At 52.0% G+C, this 26,173-nt stretch carries 8 protein-coding genes; 1 reads left to right on the plus strand and 7 read right to left on the minus strand.

Annotation, left to right across the window (positions count from 1 at the left end; all coding sequences use genetic code 11):
• Positions 1–83: 83 nt before the first annotated feature.
• The 5 genes from C173_RS12920 to C173_RS12940 form a co-directional block, all read right to left on the minus strand.
• Positions 84–773 (minus strand): S1 family peptidase, encoded by a 690-nt coding sequence (locus tag C173_RS12920; RefSeq protein WP_036725368.1) that lies wholly within the window; start codon positions 771–773, stop codon positions 84–86.
• Between the two features lie 30 nt (positions 774–803).
• Entirely contained in the window at positions 804–9,530 is an 8,727-nt protein-coding gene (locus tag C173_RS12925; RefSeq protein WP_036725370.1) for a chitobiase/beta-hexosaminidase C-terminal domain-containing protein, read from the minus strand.
• An 86-nt stretch (positions 9,531–9,616) separates the two neighbouring features.
• On the minus strand, positions 9,617–17,389 hold the full coding sequence (locus tag C173_RS12930) for an S-layer homology domain-containing protein (protein ID WP_036725371.1): 7,773 nt from the start codon (positions 17,387–17,389) through the stop codon (positions 9,617–9,619).
• 27 nt (positions 17,390–17,416) lie between these two features.
• Positions 17,417–22,969 carry a hypothetical protein gene (locus C173_RS12935; RefSeq protein WP_036725374.1) on the minus strand — a complete coding sequence of 1,851 codons (5,553 nt, stop codon included), beginning with the start codon at positions 22,967–22,969 and terminating at the stop codon, positions 17,417–17,419.
• Between the two features lie 410 nt (positions 22,970–23,379).
• Positions 23,380–23,967, minus strand: coding sequence for a TetR/AcrR family transcriptional regulator (locus C173_RS12940; RefSeq protein ID WP_036725375.1), 588 nt, complete (start codon positions 23,965–23,967; stop codon positions 23,380–23,382).
• A 154-nt stretch (positions 23,968–24,121) separates the two neighbouring features.
• Between C173_RS12940 and C173_RS12945 the strand changes: the two genes are divergently transcribed.
• Positions 24,122–24,811 carry an SDR family NAD(P)-dependent oxidoreductase gene (locus C173_RS12945; protein ID WP_036725376.1) on the plus strand — a complete coding sequence of 230 codons (690 nt, stop codon included), beginning with the start codon at positions 24,122–24,124 and terminating at the stop codon, positions 24,809–24,811.
• 69 nt (positions 24,812–24,880) lie between these two features.
• On the opposite strand, the gene C173_RS12950 is transcribed toward C173_RS12945, so the two are convergent.
• On the minus strand, positions 24,881–25,534 hold the full coding sequence (locus C173_RS12950) for a deoxynucleoside kinase (RefSeq protein ID WP_036725379.1): 654 nt from the start codon (positions 25,532–25,534) through the stop codon (positions 24,881–24,883).
• Positions 25,531–26,154 carry a deoxynucleoside kinase gene (locus C173_RS12955; RefSeq protein ID WP_036725381.1) on the minus strand — a complete coding sequence of 208 codons (624 nt, stop codon included), beginning with the start codon at positions 26,152–26,154 and terminating at the stop codon, positions 25,531–25,533. Before C173_RS12955 ends, C173_RS12950 begins: the two co-directional genes overlap by 4 nt.
• Positions 26,155–26,173: the final 19 nt, after the last annotated feature.

The raw sequence follows: 26,173 nt of genomic DNA on the forward strand, positions 1-26,173 counted from the left end.
CGCGTTTGCCAAGAAACGCCTGAGGACAGCCATAGTCGGTATTATATTGCAGCCTCAAGTGTAAGCTGCTTCTGGTATTGCTTTTAGTTGAAGGAAGCTGGCAGCAGGCTGCGCAGATCCTCCGTATTCACAATCAAATGAATGTTAGTCATCGTCCGCAGGGAACCGGAGATAATACCCGCCAGCTCGCCATGCGTATCCAGCAGAGGACCACCGGACATTCCGCTTGCCACCTGGGCCGAGGTCAGAATCCGGCTTCTGCCGTTAATGTCGGCTGCCGGAGTGTTCACAATCCCCTCCGTGATGATCGCTGTATTCTTGAGCGGATAGCCCAGGGCATACACCGCTTCACCATGTCTCAGCTTGTCCCCCCGCAGCGGCAGAAAAGCATAGGCATTATCCTTTTGCTTCATCGCAGCAGGAGTTGGCAGTTCAAGAATGGCCACATCCTTCAACTCGTCGGACTTCGTGACTTTAATCGGACTGATCACCGTTCCATCCGCCATGACTCCTTCAATGCGCTGTGCGTTTTTGACCACATGATACGCCGTTGCTGCAGTACCGGCCGGAGACAGGATCACTCCTGTTCCGGTGGAGCTTGCAGTACCGTCGCTTTTCAGCACCCGCAGATAAAAGATCGCCTTACTCGCTATTCCATAGCTCTGTTCAGCGTTGTACGTCTCAGGTGTATCCGCACTGGTGGGGCCGGAATAGAAGAGTATCGCCGAGATCAATGAGAGGACCAGGCTTACGGCAAGCAGCTTTGTTTTCATCCGCCGATCTCCTTCACTTATGAATTTCTGTTATTTCACAACCGACATGATGTCTTTATAAGCCCAGTGGGTAGCCGGAAGATCCTTGAATTGTACAGCCGTTACCGTCAGCTTCTTCGTGCCGGCAATCCGGTTAATCAGCACTACGGCCTGCGCACGGGTAATCGGTGTTCCCGGCTTGAAGGTTCCGTCAGGGAAGCCTTGCACATAACCTGCCTGCGACAGGGCATTGACATATTTTTCTGCCCAGTGTCCCTTCAGATCCTTCTGCTTCGTTACGCCTGTCTCAGTTACATCAAGCTTCAGCACAGTTGTCATGATTTTGGAGAACTCGGCTCTGGTTAAGCCCTTCGTTCCGCCGAATCCGCCATCCGGGAAGCCCTCAATAATGCCGGCCGATGCGAAGAATCCGGTCAGTCCTTCATTCTCGGCATTGACATCATTGAACAGATTGCCTACATTCACTTCTTCCATGTCAAGCAGCGGTGCAAGCGACTGGATCAGCTCATACCTGGTGATGGCTGCGTTCGGCATGAACAGACCGTTCGGATAGGCTGCCATATACTTGATCTCACCGCTGTTACTCTTCAGGCTGTACTTCGCATTCTCCACCGCATACTCGATGGTAATGACTTTATCGTCTTTGTCCGTAATGGCTTTGACCGTCATGCTCTTGGTAATCAGCAGCTCACCGGTGTACTTCGTGCTCTTGACAGTCGGAATGCTACCGTCCGTTGTGTAATAGATCGTCTGCCCTTCTGGAGCCTTCAGCGCAAGCTTGCTGTTCTTAGCGATCTTGACCGGAGCTTCACTGTCACCAGTTACTGTCGATGTTCCAGCGACCGCTGTGATCGACGGAGCTGCCGGTGCAGGTGTCGGGCTTGGAAGCGGAGCAATTGGACCGCCACCGCCACCGCCGCCATTGCCGGTACCAGGGTTTGGATTAGGGCTCGGATTAGGGACTACAAGCGTCCAGGTCCAGGCTGCAACCGGGCTGTACTCTTTGCCGGATACAATCGTAATGGCTCTAACCGTTGTTGTGCTCTTAAGATCGATAGGTCCGCTGTACAGCTGGGAGGTCTCTGTAGGTGTTGTATCGTCCAGTGTATAGTATATGCTTCCTCCCTGCTCGCCTGTTGCCAGCTCCACCTTCACTTCAGTAGTGAAATTCTTATCTGCAGGAGTTGCAGTTGGTGCAACTGCTGCGCTCGGGTACTGGAATGCAGCGGTATTAATAGCAATACTTCTGCTCTGTCCTCCAGCGGTTGCCTTCAGCACTGCACTGCCACCTGATATCAGGCTGCCGGTTGTACCGTTCACTACAGCCTTGGACGGATCAGCGCTCCAGGAGAGTGCTCCGCCGCTGCTCATGTGGAATGCCGAACCCACGCGGTTAATCAGATCCTGCGAGTTCAGGATAACAGCGGCTGAAGCCAGAGTCCCTTCATTTGTTCCGTTAAAGGCCTGAGGCAGCGGATAGAATGTGTTCCGGGCTGTCCAGATTCCGGCATCCAGGCCTGCCGGCAGATTCGCGCCAGTAAGCTCTGCACCCGGCAGCCCCATGGCACTGCTGTTATTGCCGGATACTGCCTGGCCATTCAGATTGTAGTACGCAATATTATCCTTCAGCATTTGTCTGTTGAACAAGGAGCCGCTGATCGTGGCATTGTCCGATTTCTGTCCGGCAATCCCGCCGAAGAAGGCTTGCAGCGGTTGAATCTTGCCCTTCACTCCAGCCTTCACTTCTCCGGTGTTCAGGGAAGTAATAATCGACCCGCTCTCTGCCAGACCGGCAATACCGCCAGCCCATGCAGTAGACATGCCTTCGGCGAGGACCGTTGCGGCAGAGTAGCTGTTCTTGATCTCTCCAGCATTCAGTCCGCTGATCCCGCCAGCGATCGCCTGGGCTGAAGCTACACGGATATCGCCATAGACAAGCGATTCAGTGATGGAGCCTTCTGCACTGTTCTCACCGGCAATTCCGCCTGCGGCCAGTGCAGATGATACATCAATGTTGCCCTTCGATACAGCCTGGTGAATCACACCAGCGTTGCTTCCGGCAATTCCGCCAATCCGGCCTGCTCCGGCAAGCTTCACTCCTTCATTCGTGACCTTCTCCAGAGTGCCCTGATTCACACCAGCTGCCCCGCCTGCGGCAGCACTTCCCGCCACGGAGCCGCTGACCTTCACATTCCGGATCACTGCACCAGTGTGGTTGATCCCGGCAGCGACACCTGAATTCACTGCGCCGGAGAGTTCCGCTCCGGTAAAGTTCACATTCAGGAGCTGGCCACGGTTATCCTTGATGAATCCGGCGGTCTGCTGGCCGGAGGCTTTCAGAGACAATCCGTTTATCGTATGGCCTTGGCCGTCGAACACACCTGTAAAGCTGTCGAACGCGGTCCAGAAGCGGCCGGCAAGATCAATATCCGCCCCAAGCAGGATTGTTGCCAGCTCCGGCTTGTTCTCAGCTGTTCTGTTGAACAGCTTGTAATAATTCAACCCTGTCTCGTTATAGAACATGACTGCCCCCGCGAGCTGCAGCGGAGTCTGTACAGTAATGGCCCCATCCTTCAAGTCGTTCAGGAAGGTAGTATCATAATCGATACGCCACAGTCCTGAAGTCAGCGGATCAACTGCTGCTGTACTTACGGCTGCTGCAGCCGCGCCTGTGTTACGCCCTACAGCAGCCAATGTGCCTGTGTAGGATGAGCTAATGATTTTGCCGTCCCGGAAGTTATAGCCGACCAGTGCGCCTTTGGAGACATTGTCCCCCGCAACCGCCACGGTAATCTGCGGTACATTGGCATAGACACTGGTTAACGTTCCGTCATTATAACCGGCGAAGCCGCCGTTATAGGAGCGGGTTGAAGATTTCACTCCGACGGTAGACAGCTTATTCTGCAAAGCATAAGACTTGCTGATGCTGCCGCTTCTCTCCACGGAGGCTGCGAACCCGCCGCTGCGTGTGTCAAAGCCGGTATTGCTGATGTCACCGGAGGCATAGGAATCTGTGATCGAGTAATGATCTACAGACCCGGCGAATCCGCCGACATAGGAGCCTAATCTGCCGCTGACATTCAGCTTGCCTGTGGCATAAGACTTCTGAATCTGTCCGGCAAGTGTACCGTTCTCACCCAGGAGTCCGGCAAAGCCGCCTGCATACATCGTGTTATCCTGATTGGTATCTGTGATCACTACCGGAATATCCGTATGGGTATTCGTAATCAGGACATGATCGGCCATACCGATCACTCCGCCAACGCGTGTATTCGGTACTGATTCACCCAGAGTAACTGCTGATCCGACGTTGATGGACTGGCCGGAGCCGGAGATCACCTTACTGTAATGAATCTCGCCGCCGTCTCCCCAGCCGACAAGCCCGCCGGCATTGATTACTCTGCTGTTATCTGCGTTCACACCGCTTCTGACAATGGTATCCACAATGATACCGTTACTGTATCCGGCAACTCCGCCTGCACTCACGGTATTGCCGCCGGTTACCTTCAGACCGGAGGCAACCTCGGAGCTATAGATGGAGGCATCCGTATTCTTGCCGGTCAGACCGCCTGCATACAGGTCAGCACGATGGTCTGTTCCGGTGACGGTAATCTGGCCGTCATGAACCTTGGCAATGTAAATCCCTTTATACAGCGGGTACGCCTTGCCAAAATCAAAGCCTTGATTGATATCGTCCGCTGAGATTGTTCCGGCGATCCCGCCGACGGCAACCTCACCGCTCTTCGCTGCCGCTTGAAGCTCAGGTGACGAATCTGCATTGTAGATGATGGAATTATCGCTATCTCCAATAATCCCTCCGGCAGTGATTACTTCACCAGCGGCCGTAAGAGAAGCCTTGAACTTGGCGTCATTGATCGCCGTCCGGGAAGCTGATCCGGCAATCCCGCCGAGCACAGCCTTCAAGCTGTCGCCTGTTGTAGCCAGCTTCACGCCTGATACTGCTGCATGTTCAATATCGAAGCTGCTGCCGTTATCCACAGAACGGGTCAGCATTCCGCCGAGTCTGCCTTCCTTCGCGCCCACAACACCGCCAGCCGTACCATTAGCTGTCAGCTGCACACCGCTTCCAGGACCGGTAACTGTAACATTGCGGATGCTGTTCCCTTGATCGGATTGACCGATCATTCCGCCCAGGATGGAGCCAAGCCCCCGCGCTTCCAGGGTTCCGTCTGCAAAGCTCACGGTCAGCCCTTCAGCTTGACCTGTCTGGTAATGTCCAATCAGTCCGCCAACAGTGGCTTCCATTCCTGTTGAAGAGATCCGGTATCTTGAGTTCACTTCAAGGGCCAGGCCCGTCACATTACCATTCTGCACCCCGATAATTCCGCCGATAACGGCATGGTCAGCCGCGCTGCCGATGCTGCCATCCTTATCGTGGATGACATAAGTGTCAGCTGTAATATCCGCTGTGTTGTCGCCGATAAGGCCGCCGGCGATGCCGCCTTCAGCTACCGTCTCAATCCGGCTTCCGCCGTCGAGCGTAAGCTGCAGAGCGGCAACACTGCCTGAGTTCTGGCCGATGATGCCGCCGACAATACCGCCGCTGACCTTCACGCCGTCCAGCAGCTTAAGGTCCACATTCTTGACTGTACCCAGGTTCGTTCCGGCCAGAACGCCGGTGTAGCCGTTGCCGGCAACCGTGAGCGGCTCCAGATTCATGTTCTGCACTGTAGCATTCGCTCCAATGATTCCGAACAACCCGGAATGCGTATAGACAGGCTGCAGGGTCAGACCATCGATCAGCTGGCTTTTCCCGTCGAATGTTCCTTCAAAAGGATTGACTTCCTTATCACCGATAGGTACCCATTGCTTGGATTGGATATGGACCGGATTCATCACAGTCACGGTTCTGTCCTTAAAGCTGAATTGCTCTACACCGGCAATGGTGCCGTTGACAATTCCCGCCAGACCGGCCAGCTCAGCCTCCGAGGTGATCTCGAAGCCGATTGCATCCTTATCCTTCGTGTACCAGTTGATATTGGCATTCACGTTATTGCCGTTGTCTCCGCCGCCGGTATTGGCAATGCGGTTGACTTCAGGGTAACGGTAGGCCGCACTGAGCGAGCCGTATTTCCAGGCTCCCTCGAAATCCCAGCCCGACAAGCCCGGGAATACCGTTCTGTCTTTCAGTGTCTCTGACAGAATGGTGGTCAGCCGGACATGCACATTCAGCCAGCGGTGATTGCCCTCTGCGAAATCAGGCAGATCGCGGTTGATATTCAGTCCTTCATCTTTAATATAGTAGGATTTATAGAGCAGTTCTTTACTTGCATTATCATAACGTCCGGCGAAGCCGCCGGCATAAGCAGTCTTTTTCTCGTCTACATTAACCTCTGCTGCTGAGTAGACGTTGCTTATTTTACCGTTTGTAATTCGCCCAACGAAGCCGCCCGCATAAGAATTGTCGTTCGCAGCGTTAACACTTTTCGCTACATAGGAATTCTTGACCGTTCCGCCGGACAGTTCTCCGATCAGACCGCCGACAATGGTGTAGACGTTCTTCGCGGTAACCTTGGAAACAGAATACGATTGCTCCACCGTACCGGCTGTATTTCTGCCGATGAGTCCGCCCAGGTAAACAGAACCGCCCGAGGTTCCTTGAGCATCTCCTGTCACATCAATATCTACATAAGAGCCAATGACAGCACCGGCATTGCTGCCAGCTAATCCCCCGGCATGTGTACCTGTTCCTTCAATGGTCAGGTTCGCATTGGAATACGTGTAGTAGAGTGTTCCCGATGCTGTATTCACACCGGCCAGACCGCCGATGATGGAGGAATTGCCTCTTGCGATCACCGAGATCTTATCGGTAATGCTGTTGTTGGCAATCAGCGTGCGGTTCTCACCAACCATACCGCCCACAATGGCATTGGCGGATGTAGCGGAGACCGTACCCAGTGTCCGGGTATTCTGAATCGTGCTGACCGAGGTCACAGGATTCAGTACCGGATCAATACTCTGAGCCGCATTGAGGCCGACAATCCCCCCGGCATACGAGGACACTGCCCCGTTGTTAGCCTTCAGATTCAGACCGCTGATATAAGTGTCCACAATAATACCTGTAGCACTGCCGTGGTTATATCCGGCCACCCCGCCTGCAGTAGCGCGCGGTGCATTAAGGGTCAGACTCACCGCTGAACCTACCAGACGTTCCAGCCTGGAGGACTCATTGTAGCCTACAATCCCGCCAACATAGGCATCTGTAGCCGCTGGTCCTGCCAGAATCAGCATATTCTCCACATTGACCACTTTGCTGTCACTGCTGATGCTGCCGTTCGTAAGGGTACCTGCCAAGCCGCCGACAGACGGCTTCGCCGCTTGCGCCTGAATGAGCATCAGCGCACCGTCTTGCGCGTTCACTTCCGGCGTTGTAATATCTGTCGTTGCCGCTGCTCCAACGATCGCTCCCGCTTTGGCATCCGCCGCAGTCAGCGTAATCATCGGGTCAGCTCCGGGAACATTCAGCACAGCGGACGTAATCCCTGCACGTGTAGCAGGAGTCTCCGTCCCTTCCGAATGTCCGGCGATTCCGCCCGCTTCAGCACGGACACCGCTGGCTTCAATAGACAACTGGGTCACTGTAGCGTTAACCAGTTGTCCGGCATTGAAGCCGGTATTCCCGCCAAGCTGATTATCTGCACCGCTTGCGGTGATGATAACATTCTCCGCATGATTGAACGGAGCGGCTGCGGCTGAATGGTTCTCACCGAGCATGCCGCCAGCTTTTACTGTAGCGCCTGTAGCCTTAATCTCGATACGATTCGTGTGCCCGTTGAACTGGGCAGCCGAGTTATGCCCTGCGCCGCCGCCGAAGCTTACCTTATCAGCCTTCAGCTCTGTGCGGAGATCCTGCACTTGCACAGGCACGGCTGCAGATCCGATGACCGCATCCGCCGTCAGCTTGCCAGCGGCGCCGCCGATGGTGTACCCGCTTCTTCCGGCTTCATTCAGGAAGCTGATCCGCGAGGCCTTACCGCCGGTCAGCGTCAACGGCTTGGTGTTCACACCCACGAGTCCGCCGAACGTGATATTGTCCTGCCCGTCTGCCGCATCCGCTACTGCAGCCTGAAGCACCAAAGTGCTGTAGCCTGCCGATTCAGCATCTCCGGCCGTAACTCCGCTTACTGTACCCTGTGCGTTACCGGCAATCCCGCCGATAACACCGCCTGCCGAAGTAACCTGCAGTGTAGCATATTTAATAGAAGAATTATTCAAGGTTCCTTCCAGATAGCCAACGATTCCGCCGATTGTACCATCGGAAGTGATTGCCAGATGTTGCCCTTCCGTCTTGCCGGTCACTGATGATGCAATGGTTCCGCCGATTTCGTAACCCACGGTACCGCCGGTATATACATCCGCAGTCCCTTTAACCTTCAGCTCGCCTGTTGAAGAGGTCTGGGTGATGTTCCCGCCTGCATCATAACCGGCAATCCCGCCGGTGTAGACGCCTGTGCCGCCGTTAACCGAGATCAGCTCTTTATTCTCGAATACTCCCGCTGTAGCGTTGCTGGTAACCAGACCGCCTACGGCGTATCCGACGAATCCGCCGGTAGCTACATTCTCTGACCCTGATGCTGTAATCTTTTGTGTATTCACATAAGGATGCGTCCAGGTGAATTTGCTGCCCGTATATCCGGCAATGCCGCCAGTATATACGTTTTTGCCACCGTTATTGGTAACCGGCGCCGTATTCACAAATGTAATGGAAACCTCACGGCTGGCTACTGTTCCTGTCGCACCTACCAGCGCCCCGGCTGCCGAGTTCACTGCCGTTGCTGCATTAACGGTAATTGCACCATTATTGGTAGTCATGTTGGAGAACACGATGGTATTGTCTACTTTACCGACAATCCCGCCTGCCGCAACCTGATTCCCGCCAGCGATGGTAACCGCCGCCGTATTGATGATAGGAGTGTCTTCATCATTTAGACTGAGCGGTCCTGTGGTATGACCTGCAATCCCGCCTGCGGTAAGCACGGAGCTGTCCGTCCCCTGGGCAAGAACCGCACCATTATTGACTATTTTTTTGATGATGATGCCTCTGGAGTCGCCATAGCCCATAATTCCTCCCACATCGGCTGAACCAAACGCTGTAACGGTTCCGTTATTGATTGAGTTCGAGATCATCCCTTCGCCCATCCCGACAATACCGCCCGTGTAGGAGTGATACGGGGAAGCGTCCGAAGTGATATTGATCTTGTTGGTAATGTCAAACACAATGCTGCTGCCGCTCATTTTACCTACGGCAGAGCCGGCATAGACATCATAGGTTACTCCGGTCACAGAGATGGTGCCTGATTCAAAACTCAGGCCGCCTACTGTACCGCCTTGCATATTCCCTACCAAGCCTTGGTATGAACGGTTCGCCACTACGTTCAAACCGTAAATCTTCTTGATTAATCCGCCTTCCGTGATTAAAGTTCCCCGGAAGGGATTCTCGGCCGTACCGATGGGCACCCACTGGTAAGCAGAAAGGTCCAGGTCGTCCGTAATCTCCATAATTTTACCGCTGAGTCCATTTACAGTGCCTTCATTCACGAGTTTGGCTACACCAGCAAGCTCTCTAGCATTGTTAATTTTGAAAGTATCATTCGTCGGCACGTACCAACTGGTATCGGCCGTGCTGTCCCAGGTCTGCGGATCAGCCTTGGCCATGATGCCTCCGGCAACTGCGGCAACGACAATTACCGCCAGTGCTATAAGATAACCTATCCATGATCTTCGCTTCAAAGCCATGTTGACACCACCTGAATAGTATTGTGACTTAAGGATTTCCCAGCAGAGTGTGCCCGCCCGCTTACGAGCGAACGGGCACATCCTTGTTATTGCTTAGCTGTAATGAATTGATCCAGACGGATGGCAATGGCTGCCGCCTGCTCACGCGTAAGCGGAGTGGACGGGTTCACCTTGTTGCCTTCCCCGAGAATAATGCCGTTCTTGATGCTCATTGCCACTGCTTGTCTTGCCCATGCCGGAACCTTACCCTTGTCAGTGAAACCGCTGAGGATCGAAGTGACTTCAGCCTCGCTAAGTTCACTGCCCGGATTAACCTGATTCAGCAATCTTCCTAGCATCGTCATCGCTTCAACTCTTGTCAGCGTATCCTTAGGCGCATACTTTCCGCCTTCGAGTCCGGTAACAATACCCATTTCAGCGGCAATGGAGACACTGCGGTTATACCAGCTGCTGCCGCTGACATCACTGAAGCCTGCCGAAGCTGCCTGCTTGTTCATGAGACCTGCAACGCGCAGCAGAATGGTTGGATATTCTGCCCGGGTCACTTTGCCTGCCGGATCGAACAGTTCCGCAGATTTCCCTAGTACGAACAGCTTGGCGGATGCAGCCGCAATGCCTTCCTTGCCCCAGCCTGAAGGCATATCCTTGAAGGTCTTCTGGTTGCGGATGAAGAAGAGGCTGCCTTCACCGGTCAGTTGTACATTCACTGCCGTACCGCTGCTGTCCAGCTTCCACGGTACCGTTGTCCAGTTGCCGTCTTTGTCCTTAAGCACCATAGCTGTAATTTCCTTGGCCGCAAGCGGCGCAGGAATGGCAATCTTGGCTGCAAGCGCCGGTGTCCAGCTGCTCTTCGGCAGATTAACGTTAACCGTTACACCTTGGCCTGCCCCCATCAGGGTGAAGCCTTGCTGATCGGCGATAGCCTTCATGCCCTGCTGATCGGCATCACTATTGGCACCAATACCGATGGTAAGTCCGGCAGTTACACCTGCAAGATTCTCAGGAGCAATGACCAGTTGTCCCATTGGAACTTCAATCACAATCTTCTTCTTCGCGGTCAGCTGCTGCTGGACCACACTCTGGTCTACACGGATACTGAATGCTTTGGCATTCTTATCGGTGGAGCTTACCGTGAGGTCACTGCCAGCCGCAGCTTCTTTATCCGTAATGTGTACGATCGCTGTAAGTCCATTCCACTCTGTCTTCACGGCTTGGCCGTTGACGGTAACCTCGGCTGCCTGCTCCGGAGCTTGTTCTTCAACAATTCCCGGCACGGCACCGCCGCCTCCGCCACCACCGCCAGCTCCGCCGCCACCGCCTGAACCGCTGCTGGTCCAGACCGATGCAGCTACACTACCGGAAGCCCTAACCAGCTTGTCCAAGGAGGTACGCTTGGCCAGCACAACAGTAGCGCCCGGATGAGCGGACACGATACCATCGAGTGGAAGCAGACTCCATGAGCTTACATTGTCATCCCTTTTCAGTTCTGCCGGACTCGACGAGAAGACCTTGTAAGCGATCTGCTGTCCGGTCATATCTCCGGCGGAAGTCACCGTAATCTTCGTATGGTTGCTGTCTCCGTTAATCGGAGAGGATACGGCTTGCACAGTACCCAAATCATTCGATTCAGGTACAGCTACAGTCGTCACAGCCATGCCTTTGAGCGTAACACCCTCAGACACCTTGTACTCGGCTTCAATCAGACTGGAGCCTGTAGCCAGTGCAGTAACATTGCCTTGTGCCGACAGGGATACTGCATCACCTACGGCAACTTCATAAGTCAGATTGGCCAGATCCTTGCCGGTAATCGGCTCTTCCTTGAATTTCGGCTTGCCGTTCCCGTCCTTGCCATCCGACACCTTGAGATAGGCCTGAATTTGGCCTGCCGCACCCGGCGTCAGCGTCTCCGCTCCCTTCAGAACGAGGGCAACCGGTACTTTGAAGCCGGCATTCGTAATATCCACAATGGCTGTGTTCTGATTGGTGGCACCGTCAGTTGCGACAATGCTTAGCGCCACTGAAGGCTCCTCCGAATTCACTTCCACCATTCCATTGAAATCTCCCGTCTTCGGATCTACCGTAAGCGTCTTGGAGATAACCTTGTCTTTGTATTTGCCGTCAGGCTGTAACTGACTCACCGTATACTCTGCTGCCAGTGTAGTGCCTGTAGTTGTCGTTCCGGCTACACGAATGGCACCCTGTGCGGTACGTTCGCCCGTTACCGGCTCCGTCAGATACAGGACCGGTGCGATCGTGTCTACCGTCAGATAGAGCATGGTCACTGAGATATCCTTGGTCACCGTATTTCTGGCTCTCAGTTCAATCGCATACGGACCGTCCGTCTGGAACTGGTCGAGATTCAGTATACCTTCACTTCCACCGCCGGCCTTGTTCGTCAGGGCTACAGTCCCAATGGATTTGTCAGCATAGAATGCTTCCACCGTCACATTGGACTGTTTGGAAGAGAGCGTCAGCTTCTGCTTCGTTTCATTCGTTAACAGGTTCACGTAGTTCCCGGAGGAGGCATCTACCGTCCCCGATGAACTCAATACCGTCAGATCCGGCAGATTCGGAGTTGGCAGCAAGGTGCTGCTGCTCTCACGCCGCTCGGCATAATGATAGTTCTGATGCTTGTCGGCATCCTCGGTTGGAACCGTTGCGGCACTGACGCCGATGACGTAATTCTTCTTCACTTCCAGGCCGACATATTTCACCTTGCTCAGATCAATCACTGAGCCTTCAAGGCTGCCCTTATAGACTTCATCTGTTGTAGATACAGCCTTCCAGCCGCCAATCAACAGACCTTCGTATGTGCCTGTGGATGCATTCCAGTAAGGCTTAAGCTCCTGTTCGGTATACAAAAGCTCTCCAAACGGAGCATATTCACTCAGTTTGCCTTCAGCATCCAGCTTCGCATCGACCACGTAGCTGTGCTCGAAGCCGCTGTGTCCCGATTTCTTCGCTCCCGGCTTGAAGGAGAGTGAGAACAATCCGTTGCCGGCAGGCTCAACCTTGACCTCACTCACACTCTGTGGTGCCAGCGGATCGATGATTTCAAAGCGTTGCGGCGAAGTCTTCGTCCCGAAGTTCGAGCTGGATTTCAGCTCGGCCCGCAGGTAGTAATTGCCTTGTCTGAGCAGCCCGCGGATATCCTCGGGATTGCCCATCAATGTTACATTGGTGACATCGATCACTTTGCTGCCGCTCGTAATTCCGCCGCTAACCGAGCCGCCGGCTCCGACCGGCACATCCTTGGCGATCAGCATACCTGGATCACCCGTCTGCAGAATTTCTTGACCATTCAGCATTTCCTTGCGGTTCGTCACCGCATCCTCAGCCAGATACAGGTTCACAGTATCGCCTTCGGCTGCATTGGCAACTTTCCAGGAGGCTGTGAACTTATTCGCATTCGCGCTGTCATTCGCCAGGTTGACTTCATTCAGCGTAGGCAGCGTAGGAACGTTGAGCAGCTTGGTGTCAACCGCCGAGACGGCTGTCAGCTTCCAGGTACCGCCCTTTGTGGCTTCATTCTCCGGAATAATGATATACGCTCTGCGAATATCCACTTCACTGCTGAGCTTAGGCCCATTCTCCGTTTTATAGCTTGCAGGAATATATTGTGTAAAAGCATTTGCCGTAGGATCAGTGTTCGTGTTGTCGAATTTCACCGGATAATTTTTGCCTGAGGCATCCTGCAGCTTGAATTCCGGCATTTCTTTGCTGCTGTACTCCATTTCAATAATGGCATTACCGGCTACGCCGTCCATTGGAATCTCATGGATTCTGCCACCGTTCTTGACCGTAATGCCGCCTACACCGACATTGATTGATCCGTTCTCGACATATTTGACGCCTTCTTCTACCTCACGGTAGATAATTTCCTGATTCTCTTCCTCGGAAGCTACCTTGGAGGTGGCCAGCGTCTGCACGCCCGCACCAATCACCATGAGACGAGGTCCAAGCTCTGGATCATCCACCACCAGATGGATCATTCCTTCCGGCAGCTGATCGGTCGAAGTACCGAATTCAATGCCGCCACTCCAGTAGTAAGTAATACCTAAGGAGATCAGCAGAATACCGATGCTGCCCCAGACCTTATCATTGTTGACGCCAAGGAACATACTGGACAGCGGCATGCCGCCGACAACCGGTACATCGTTCGGAATCTGCACTTTGGAGCTGATATAGCCTTCAAAATCAGTGCGGTTCTTCTCCAGATTCTGTCCGACGAAGATACCCGCCTTCCCGATGATGATATCCCATCCGCCGATATCCATCTCTGCTTCCACGCGCACGAACCATGGGGTTACCCACTGCGCCTCGAGCAGCGCTTTAGTCAGCATCGGAAGCCGGTCATCTTTCTCCGCATCGGCTTTGGCAGCGAAATCCAGCCTGCCTTCCACCTTAAGGCCGGTACGCTTCACTGTCAGGTCCACATCGCCGAAGAAATACGCCGGAGCAATCCCGAACCGCATGCCTACGCCTGCTTGAATGGTTAACGGGAACGGGTCCTCTGCCGTGCCGCCGGCAATAGTGTCCGCCAGTTCACGTACTGCTCCCCGGATGGCTGTCAGGTACGTTGCACCCGTCACCAGGATACCCGGCTGCGGAAGCTCTGCCCCGAAGGCAATCACATCCGGAAGAATCCGGCCGTCTTTTACTTTTTTGAGCGAGAATTCAATCTCCACGCCCATCATATTCTTCAGCTGTGCTGCGAACTCCAGGCCGTATTCATTGCCTATGCCCCCGCCTTGCACAGCGTGCTTAATTGTAACTTTGCCGCTTGGAGCATCCGGACCTTTTTTCTTATCCGCATCCTTCTTCTTATCCGGTCCGAATAAGCCCATCTCCTGATTGAGATCGAAGCCCAGGGAGGCATCGACGCCATAGAAGCCGGCACTGTTGAAGATGACATTCTTGATCTCGGAGTTAATGATCTTCAGGGACAATGAGCCTCCGAAGGAAATCCCATTCTCTCTAAGAATGAAGTCATTGAAGGAGAAGCCAAAGCCGTCAATGGAGAAGCTTGGTGCTCCGAACAGAGACTGCTTGTTGAAGTACACATCCTCAATCATAATCTGGCGCAGCGGATTCAACCGGTCACCTACACCGCCAACCGCCCATTTCAGGCTGCCGTTCTGTGTATCATCTTCCGGGTTGCCGTCATTGCCTTTCTCATCCTTCTTGTCGTCATCCTTGTCTTCGTCCTCTTCTTGCTCCTTCTCCGGATCGAAGTCTTCTTCTCCAAGCGACTTGTTGAAGCCGTTGAAGAAGTCGAGTGTCCATTCGCCTTTATGGAAGACGAACCCGCTGCTCGCTACGCTCAGCGTTCCTTCACCCTTGACGAACAGGGTATCCAGGAAAGGCAGATCGCCGGGAAGGGTGTTTCCGAAGATATCCAGCTTACCGCGTACAAAAGACAGGTCCTTACCTTTATAAGCTACAGCATCATTAATAATTGCCGGTTCTGTCTTGGTATCCACGATGACCTGCTCTTCGTCACCTGTGCCAACCTGCTTGATCATGCCGCGGACGGTAACCAGAATCTCACGGTCGAATTCCGGGTCCTTGGCTTCCGCTTCTTCCTTGAATTCCTCAAAGTCCTCTTCCGTTGCAAATAACTTGTAAGCATACATTGGAGTCTCTTTCAGCGCTTCTTCATCCATGAATTCACTGATGTCGAACTTCGGATCCACCGCTTTGCTCGCTGCACCGAACAAGGCTTTGGTTTTCTTATACTCGGTAACAGCCTTGTACAGGAACGAACCGTCCTTGAAAGGCTTGCCCGGGAACAGAGAGTTCAGCTGATCCAGCAGCTCATCCTTTACCGTAGCGCCGTTCGCAAGACCGCTGATATCTACAGCTTCCTTGTAGACCGCCATTACTCCGGCTTCACGGATACGCGTGTCATTATTATCAGTGACCAGGAACGATTGCGGAGTTGTCATATCATAGAGAGCCGCTACTTCCTCATCTCCGCCGGCATCGCCTTTGTAATCAATCTCCACCTGATACTCGCCAAGCGGCAATTCAGGCCCAAGTCCGGCTTCCACCACATTGCCGCCTGAATCCACCTGATCACCGCCGCGGTACGTAATCCGCATGGCGCCGGAGAATCCGTCATCGGTCGGCTGCATCACCACTGCGTCCTGGACATTGACCTTATACCGGTTACCGTTTGCCTTATTCTTGAGGTACAGGTCAAAGTTCGGCGCGGTCGTTGCATTACCTGTATTGTAAGCTTCAATATTTGACAGATTCACTGTCAGATATTTCACATCTGTGCTGTACAGCTCTGCCGGTGCTAGTGCATAGGAATACGTAGCTGTTGCTTCTCCCACCGGCGGCAAAAGAATGAAATTAGTGCGGGTCGATTCATACTGGGCTTTAATGCCCTCATCCTTCACGCCTTCGATTTTGCCTTGCGTTTCCGGGCTTCTCGCGGAAATCATATACTCCCGGGTAACCGGCCAAGGTCTGCCTTTAGCCTGAACACGGAAGGTTGCGGTAATCGCGTCACCCGGCTTGTACTTCGGCTCAATGCCCATAGCTGCTTCATCAGGTGTGGCTGACTTTTTGAACTCCAGCATTTTGCTGCGGGAATTCTCCAGGACCGGATTCCCGTTTGCATCCAGGACAGTTTCTCCCTTTTCATTCTGCCTGACGAAGCTGAGGCCGCTCTCCAGGGTCATCTCGACTTCAATTTTGGAGTGCTCCATATTGAAAGCCTGAAGGTTCTCTACTTCTGCTATAACGTCGAAGACTCCGTTTTTCTCATATTTCGTCGGCACTCCTCCGCCTTCAACCGGCTCGGTAGCCAGTTGCTGTACCTGATCTACATAACGGATCGAGAACACTTTATCAGGGGCTGTCAGCTCACCGAGACCATATACAGTCTCGAAGCTCTGGAAGCCTCCCGGCGCCAGCTTCTCCGGGTTCCAATAGAAGGCAACCGCAGAATCCGCTGTGCCGAAATCATTGGTATCTCTGGTGAAGTCCAGATTCGGATTAATTTTATAATCCCATTTCGTATTCGCCAGGCCGTTCCAGTGCCCGACGATCATTTCATCCACAATATTAATATTCTGTTCGGCAAAGTTATTGAAGCCGTAGGCCACCACATTGGTTGCCTGAGGATTCGTCAGATCCAGCTTGTCGCGCATCACCCAATAAGCAGGAATCTTGAAGTAAGCTCTATCTTCAAAGGGAATCCCCTTATCGTCCTCCGGATTGTGGACCAGCTTCCGCTCCACCTGCAGCGGTGACTTGTAGGCTGTGCCAATCTGGAACTGCGGCCCGTCGTTGCCGCCGACCATCGTATCCAGCAGAATCCGGCTGCCGATCTGCACCTGCGCACCGCTCTTGTTGTTCACTTCATAACGGATGTTGACATTCCCGGAATTCACAGCATCCTTGCTGTCGGTGTAGAGCATTAGAATCTGCTTGATCTCTACGCCTTTAATCTTCCAGATCATCTCCAGCTGCTTGGTGCCATTTGAATTCTCCACCACTTTAGGTGCACTAGTCTCTGAATAGTGGCTGGCGTCGAACTTGTATTTATTACCGTAGATATAATCCGTTCCATCGATCCGGAACGTCGTGAACGACGTCTCCGGGTCATCTCCCTGGAACAGCAGGTTTACATTATTGTCGTTCTTGCGGATCGGTTGACCCTCTACAGTGCGAATGCCGTAGCGGCCCGTTTCGTTATCCACGGTGACCTTAATAAAGTCATTCTGGATCATGGTTGTCTTGGTACTGCTGGCCGCCTCGACGAGAGCATGGAAGCTCTCGGAGGTGGACAGAAATACCATGATTAAGGTGAGCATTACCGCTACTGTGCGTTTCAACAACTTCACCAAGTATTCCCCCTGTTCTTGTTTCAACTATTTCAGATTGCCGACAAAGAAGGTAGCAAATTCGCGGTCACGTTCCTGGGTTCTCACCACAATGGTGTACCAGCCTGTTTTCGGGAAGGTGACCTTGAAATTACTGCTCACCAGTTCAGCATAGGTCAGCTTCTGCTTCACCAGCTTCAGCTGTCCTTCGCGGTACAGACCAGGGTAATACAGAATATCGAATGTTCCAGCCTGGTTGACCTTGTCTACTCCGCCTACCTTCATCAGATTGAAGTCGGATACCTTGAAGGTAATGGTGTTGGTATTGAACAACGCAGATTCGCCGGAGGAAGCCGAGATTAAGGTATCGTTACCGAAGACCAGCAATCCGCCGTCCTTCACGACCACCACATCCTGATAGACCACCGTCTTATTGCCTACCTGATCAACTGCTGTGTAAGCTACGCGCTGGCGTCCAAGCTTGCTCAGATCCAGCCCGCTGACCGATACTTTCACGTTAGCTTCAGCCGATACATTATCAGAAACGGTGAACCCGCCGAGATCCGTACGGAAGTTAAAGTCTTTCTTGTTCTGAACAATCCCTACGGTTTCCTTGTTCAGTGTCAGCTCAGGTGCTGTGTTATCAAGTCCTGCAATGGTCACCGGAACCTTGTTCACATTGCCCAGCAGATCCGAGATGGCAATGACCGCTGAACCGCTGCTCTCAAAAGCACGCGAGTAGCTGTACGTTCCATCCGCTTTACTGATCTGGTTCGTATACGCGGCTCCGTCTGAAATAGGTCTTACGCCCGAGAACATGTGGTTAGGGGCAGCTACTGTGCCGCTAAGCGTAACCTTCACTTTGCCTTTGGCATATTTCTGTCCGCCGATGGTCACAATCTGATCGGCCGGAACCGCTTTGCCTTCGGCATCTACAAAGGTATAGGCCACTTTGTCCGGTACTGGCGGCGCAGAGAGAACATTCGTTACCTTTTCTTTGATAACTGTCGTATTGCCGTATACATCCACCACAGTGAATGAAGCCGTTCCATTCTCCATGAGTGTAATGCTCTTATCGGGACTGATAATGTTGAACGCTTTAGCCGAAGCATCCGCCTTCTCTACCGTAACCGTAACGCCTGTGGAGAACAGCACATTGCCGCTGTTATCCTTCAGGGTGCCGAAGGTTTGGCTTCCATTCTCGCCATATTGGTAGGAACGGACTACTTTTACTCTAGGCACTTCCTTGTTAATGTTCGCAACCGTTGCTTCAACCGTATTGACATTTCCGGCCGCATCCTTAATTTCGAATTCGAACTTGCCGTTCTCAGTGAAGGTGTAGGCTGTCTTGCCGCCATTGTTCACCACCGTCACCGGCTCAGAGGTGCTCTGGAGGAGGGCAACCACATTACCGTTCGTACTCTCCATGTATGAATATTCAACGGTTCCTTCAGGCTTAGTGCCGTCAATATTTTTCACAACCAGATACAGCGTATCTGTCCGGTCCGGATCACTTAGATCGGTCAGATCGAAGCTGTAGTAGCCATTCTCGTAGATCTTGAATGAATTGCCGGTCCGCACAGGCACCGAAGGGTTAATCTTCGAAGGCGTTACGCGGATACCCGGCGGGAGCGTAATCTCAATATCCGCACCAACCTTGGCATTGACCGGGCTGTTCACGCTGAGCGTAGCAAGCGCATAGACCGGCTGTACGCTGGTAGAAGCTCCATCGACATCAAGCTTGGCCGGTTTGCTGATCAGACCGCCCGGCGTTCTGTACTTCACCCATACCTGCAGCTCCTCAGCCTTACTCGTCGGAACCTTCACGGCTACGAAGTTCGTATATGGCTTCCAGTTCAGCCAGCTCACTCCGTTATCCGGTGAGACCGAATATTCATAACCGGTCTTGTCCTCTGTTTCGAGACTCAGCTTCACAATGGCTGTGTAGCCGTCCGCTGTATCACCGGACAGATAGATCAGAGAAGACTTGGCATCCGACACCGGCGCATCCGGCTTGGTCGTTGCCGAGACCTTGAAGGTTCCTGCACTTGCCTTGATCGTGCTGTTGCCTGCTCCGTCAACCGCGAGTACATATAAGCGGAACTCCGAGATTTGTCCTGCATCCAGCGATTTGTCGTCGATGGAGACTGAGCCGCCTGCTGGAACATCCTTCCATTCTATGGAAGACTCGTCAGGCACTTTTGCACCTGCATCTTGTCTGACCCATTGATACTTGCTGACCAGTCCTGTTTTGCTGTAGAACTCTGACACGCTAATCTTCGTCTTCTGCAGCGGCAGCGGGTAAGCAACACTATCAGGGCTGAAATACACTGCCGGTGCTTCATTATCAAAATAATAAGCCTTCGAGTAGTAGTACGTTTTGTCGCTGTGCTTCACCATAAGATGAATGTATTGCGTTCCGTTCAATTTTAATTTTTCAGCAGGAATAATATAGCTGTAAGTGGCTTCACTTACAGAAGCGCCAAGACCTTTAGCTGCCAGCTTGGCATCGGTGCCGGCTTCTGGCGAAGCAGCAGGCGTCGCTGACGGTTCAGTTGCTTCTGCTGAGCCAGTTGGTGTCGCTGCCGGTTCAGTAGCTTCTGCTGAAGCAGCAGGTGTTGCTGCTGGCTCGGCATTGTTATCCGGTGCCGGAGTCTCTTCCGATTCAAGCGGCGTCAACGAAGGCGCTGCCGGCCCGGAGGACAAGAATTTCATAATGACTACCGGCCCGATGCTTGCTGTAACCTCTGGCTCAGCCGGGGCACTAGGCTCTGTAGGAGCACCAGTCGGTGCCGGTTCCGAGCCGTCTTCAATCAGGCTTTTCTCAGACAGTGGAGATATGCCAGATGACTCGGAAACCTCCAGTCCGGTGAAATCACTATCCTTTGGACGAAGAGAGCTGTCGCTGATGGCATAGCCCGCATAATCGGGATGCACACCGCTGATCTGGAAGGTGACATCATGACTTTTCACATAGTTAGGATTGGCTTCCGGTGTGAACTGTGTCGGAATGGCCGCCTCAGAACTCACGACTACCGCTCTTTCCTGCGGAGTCTTAATCGTCTCATTGCCCGCATGATCCAGCGCCTTCAGATAGAGCCAGTATGATCCGTCCTCATCAATATCCTCATAGGTAGACCGGGTTACGGTTGAACCGGTGTAGGTCGTATCCGCCCACTTGTCGCTCGCCGGAGAATCCCCGTCCTTCACCCATTGGTACTGTACACTTTTGACACCGCTGTGCGGGTCCTTCACAAGAGCTTGTACCGTAGCTGTATCCTCTGCGGCCAGCGTAATGGCAGGTCCCTGGTTGTCCAGCTTCAGCACGCCAACTTCATGCTTCCAGTTAGAGTCGTCATTCTTGAAATCCTCAAGCGGCCAGACACTCTTATCGCCGTATTGTCCAACAGCCGCCAGCGCCTGATTATCGGCATAGAAGATTTTATCTGCCTTGGAACCCGGTGCTTCTTCTATCCAAGCGTCATACTGCGCCTGATGGGTATTCTTGTAAATGTCTTTCTTCTTATGCTGCATCAATTCTCTGGCAGAATCCCAAGACATATCGGCAGTCCATGTATGCAGATACCACTCGCCGCTGTTCCCTTCCTCGAAGGCTTCCGCCGGAGGAGCGAGCAGGTTCGTCTTGTTATTCACTACCGACAGCACTACATTCTCGAATTCTCCCGGATACAGCTCTTCCGACGGCTGCTTGGCGGAGAGTGCGTAACGCTTAAGCGCTGCATAATGATCTCCGGCTACACCAGCGAATGGATCAGCCTTATCCTGGCTCCACCAGTAGTACACCAGACCTACCGAAGGTGAGGCTTCCGCACTCATATTGGAAGGGCGGTATATCCCGCGGCTCGGCCGCTCTGTTCCACGGTCAGCTACAGTAGGATCAAGATGCGGTACTTTAATGGAAGGATCGTTGGCGTCGATGGTCACCTTGCCTTTTTTGGCATAGGTTGTATCCGTCGCACCGCCTGTCTCGAACCGGTAACCGATCACCGGCTCCGTGTTGTCGATGAACAGGTTCGCCCAGTCAATCTTGGAGTTGGCGAGTGAGAGATCACTGCCGTAAGGATTAATTTTCTCTTCGTGTACTCCATCGAAGTTAGCAGGCTGAATCATCAGGTTGCCTGCGTAATCCTGAATGACATCGGTATCCATCTGGATCGGCTCGCTGCCGCCCTTGGCATCATTGGATATGGCTACGGCCTTAAGCAATGGGGTTTCCACCGTTTTGCCGTCAGGCACGGTCATGCGGAAGGTCCAATTTTTTGTATTCCTGCCTATAACATAATAGGCTTTCATTCCGTTATTGAAGAGGATGAAGGTTTTCTTCTCATCCCAGCCGGTTTTGGCAATCGCCTCTTCGGTCATCTGCAGGGTGAAGTCAATGACATCTCCCTTGTTGAGCGTAACCCCGGTCAGAATCTCCGGCTGAATGCCGTTCGCGGTCTTGGAATACTTCGGACGCACAGCATCGACAATGACGCGGTATCCGCCCCGGTCGAAGTCAAACGGGTTCCCGGCTTTGCGCTCCACCCAGGAATTGCTGCCGCTGCTTGGCACAGCGTTGAGATTGAAAACCGCTTTATTGCCAGCTGCATCACTGAGCACGGCTTCTTTCAATTTATTCTCCAGCGACAGATCCATCTGCGCACCGCCAGTGGTTCCCCCGGTAATTAAGGGTCTCAGCGGAAGGTTACTGCTGTTATGGAAAGGAACTCCCGTATATCTGTAGGCAATTTTTTTCTGGTATGAACTCAGATTGTTCTCATTAAAGGATATATTCTGCAGATACTGCTGCTGTCCGGCCGCCGGAAGTCCGGTGTCCGGATCATTAATGAACAGCTTGTGCCGCAGGAAATAATCAGAATTGGCCTTCACTACCGTGCTCGGTCTGACCGGCTCGCTGAAGTTGTAGCTTAGGGTGATGTTCTCATCTCTTTTGACATACAGCTCTTTCTGGTTAATATTCTCGTTGAGCCGCTCTGCACCATTCCCGGTGAAGGTATAGTTATCTATGACCGGACGTTTGAGATCCTGGAACTTGAGGTAAAATCCGCGTACACCGGCTGCTTCACCGTCGTCGTCGCCTTCACCCCAGACCTTAATGGTAATAACAGAATTCGGTTTGATGAGGGACTTGGCCGACTTGTTATACCGCTGGCTGCTGCCCGTTCGTTCATTAATAATATTTTTTCCGTCAATGTTTACTGTAATGGACGAATGACGGGTCCATAAGAACCCGGAGTGACGCCGCAGCACGGAGAATCCTGTAAGCATCTCCGCATGTCCGCTCTCCGCCATATTCTTTAGAATGGTATTGTCGGCTACCTTCACCTGGAATTCAACCGTTGCTTCATTATCATCGACACCCGCAAAGATATCTCCCTTGACCCAATCATATTTGGCATCTTTGTCTTTCTCTGTCTGCTTGAAGCCTTCCACCTCGGTATAAAAGTTGAGGAATGTATTGTCCGCAGGATAGCTTAGGTTCCCAACATGTTGTCCGTTTGGAAACGTGACTTCATAATCATCACCCGCAGCCTGTGCCAGTCCGCTAAAGGAACTGGGTATTAACGATAGCAACATACTAAGAATTAAGCTTAGCGAGGTATATCTCTTCAATCTCCTGCTCATTAACAATTGGTGCTCCCCCTTATTCGTTCATCATGTCCTGTCCGGCGTGCAGCAAGCTTCGCTGTAGTCTAAGATTCACTCCCTATGCTTCCGCATTCTCCTTTCGGCCTGCCCTCCCGTGGACAAAAAATACTAGTTATAAAACTACCTATTTTTTCATATCTGCGTTTATTCTATCAGGCGGCTCTAAACAAACTCTTAACAAATCTCGACAAAAGCTGCGTCAAATGCCCCAAAATAGGGTTAATACACTCGGAAAACGAAAAAAGTCCTGAATTTTTAAGAGAAAATGTCTGAAAAGCAAAATAAACCGCACTGAGAACGGCTCAGTTGCGGTTTATTGGTGTGGATTAGTTATTTTTCTATCTAGTATTCTTCAGCAAGTCAACCATGTTATGATAATGAATTTCACTCAGATGGTCGATAAAGTCATCCGTCTTATAATTCTCGCGTTCAACAATCCATAGACATATCGCACCTACCAATCCCGATATCATGTACTCAAGACCAATTTCCATCTTTGCATCGTGGTGGAAATCGCTGATTCCGGCGAAGATAAACGTTTTAAAAGCATCTTTTAAGTAGATGGGGAAGTTTGGGTGAATGTTTTGAGTCAGCATGGTTTTAAAGAATACCATGTTTGCATCGATATTGTCGAAAATCGTTTTTATCATCGTACCGAACATATCCTTGTCCATCTCATGGATCGAGCTTACCTCCAGGCTCAAGCAAGCATTCAAATTCTGTACGCTCTCCTGAAATAACTTATCCATGAATTCAGGTTTATCTACATAATGTAAATAAAATGTGTTTCGATTTATCATCGCTTCGTCGGCAATGTCTTGTACAGTAATTCGTTCGTAACCTTTGGTTTGCACTAGTCGCAAGAAGGCTTCCTTAATCGCTTTTCGCGTTTTAAGAATACGCAGATCTACCTTATCCTTACCCAATAATAAGCCACTCCCTCATAAATAATAGTCAATTTTATATAAAATGATGTTTAAATGTCATGTTGAATCATATCAACCATTGAACGTTTTAATTGTAGATTTTACAATTAAAATTGTCAATTACACTCACTTATTCATAAAAGGAGAATCAGATATGAAAACACTAGCGATCATTGGTGCAGGTAAGGGATTAGGAATGTCTATTGCGAAGAGCTTTGGAAAGAATGACTTCCAAGTGGCATTAGTCGCAAGAAACGCCGCAAAGCTGCAAGAAATGGTGGATGAATTGAAAGCGGAGGGTATTGAGGCCTCTTATTTCATAGCGGATATTTTCAGTAAAGAACAAATTGAACAGGCGATCAGTAACATTAAAGCACAGTATGGCCAGATTGATGTACTGGAATTCAGTCCCACAGCAGGCAACTATCCTCCCACCTCTGTATTGGAGTTAACCGTAGAGAATGTAAGGGACGCATTTGAGGCCTATGTGGTCAGTGCCGTCCAAGTTGTCAATGCTGTTCTCCCCGATATGCTCGCTAAGAAAGAGGGTTCCCTACTCTTTACCACAGGATTATCTGCCATGCACCCTGTCCCAATCATGGGGAATATCGGTATTGCTTTTTCAGGGCTGCGCAATTATGTAGCTAATCTCCATACTTCATTGGCTGCTCAAGGCATTTTTGTTGGTCACCGTTCTTTAGGCTTGTTGATTAAGGAGTCAGGTACTGGCGCAATCAATGATCCGGATGTAATTGCCGACATGTGGTATCAAGCCTATATGGACAAAACTGTATGGGAGGAAAAATATCCCAAAGGCACAATCCCCGAAACCATTGTATTTTAACATTCTGTGATGGACGCAAAAAAGCAGCACCAGGATAAACCCCTGGTGCTGCTTTTTCACTCTATCTCTTTATTTCCCCGCCGCACTCCGGTTAATTACCGCGCTGACCCGGGTCAGAATCTCCGACATGGAAGCCGGGTTCTTCACATCATACTCATCAATATTCAGGCGCAGCACAGGGCAGGCGCTGAATTCGTTGATCCACTGGGAATAGCGGCCGTGCATATGCTCCCAGTAGGAGACGTCAGTCTGGATCTCCATCTCGCGTCCGCGCTCATTGATGCGGGTCAGGATCGAAGGCAGACTGCCTTCAATATAGATCAGCACATCGGGATGCGGGAAGTATGGCGTCATCACCATGGCCTCATAGAGGCTGGTGTAAGTGGCATAATCGGTCGGGGACATGGTGCCTTGGTCGGCGTGCATTTTCGCAAAAATCCCGGTATCCTCATAGATCGAACGGTCCTGCACGAACCCTCCGCCCAGCTCGAACATCTTCTTCTGCTCCTTGAAGCGTTCCGCCAGGAAATAGATCTGCAAGTGGAAGCTCCACCGCTCGAAATCGTGATAGAACTTCTCCAGGTACGGGTTATGATCCACCTGCTCCAGCGAAGTCTGGAAGTTCAGGCGCTCCGCCAGTGCTGCGGTCAGCGTCGATTTGCCGACACCTACTGTGCCCGCTACAGTGATAATTGCGTTATCCGGGATGTTGTAACTATTCATTTCATAAGCTCCTTTACTTGTTCGGCGATGGCGGTGAAATCTTCGGGCTTCTCCACGAAATCCACCTGGTTGCCGTCGATGGTGATAATTACGGTGGACGGTTCGCGGCGGGCCAGTGAGGCCATCGCATCGTCATAATCCTCAATTAACTGCTGGAGGTAGGCAGGGGCAATGATCTCTTCAAATGTACGCGCGCGCTTGGCAATCCGGGCCAGCAGCGTATCCAGATCTGCCCGGATATACAGAATGATGTTCGGCTTGGGGAAATCGTCGGTCAGAATATGATAGATCTCCCGGTATTTGTCCCGTTTCGATCCCTTCAGCGTCCGTTCCCCGAAGATCAGATTCTTATAGATATGATAATCCGAAATGACCGGCTTCCCTTGATCTATGTACTGCACAGTTGTGTCTTCTAGCTGCTTGAACCGGTTGCAGAGAAAGAACATCTCCAGCTGGAAGCTCCAGTCGTCCATATTCTGATAGAACTTGTCCAGAAACGGATTCTCGTCGACAATTTCTTTAATGACCGGAAGCTGCAGTTCGGTGGCGAGCATCGTGGCGAGGGTGGTTTTACCGGCTCCAATCGGGCCTTCCACGGCTATAAAAGGTGCATGTTTCATTAACGCTAATTTCCTCCTC

The organism is Paenibacillus sp. FSL R7-277, assembly GCF_000517965.1.
GTDB classification, from domain to species: domain Bacteria; phylum Bacillota; class Bacilli; order Paenibacillales; family Paenibacillaceae; genus Paenibacillus_AQ; species Paenibacillus_AQ silagei.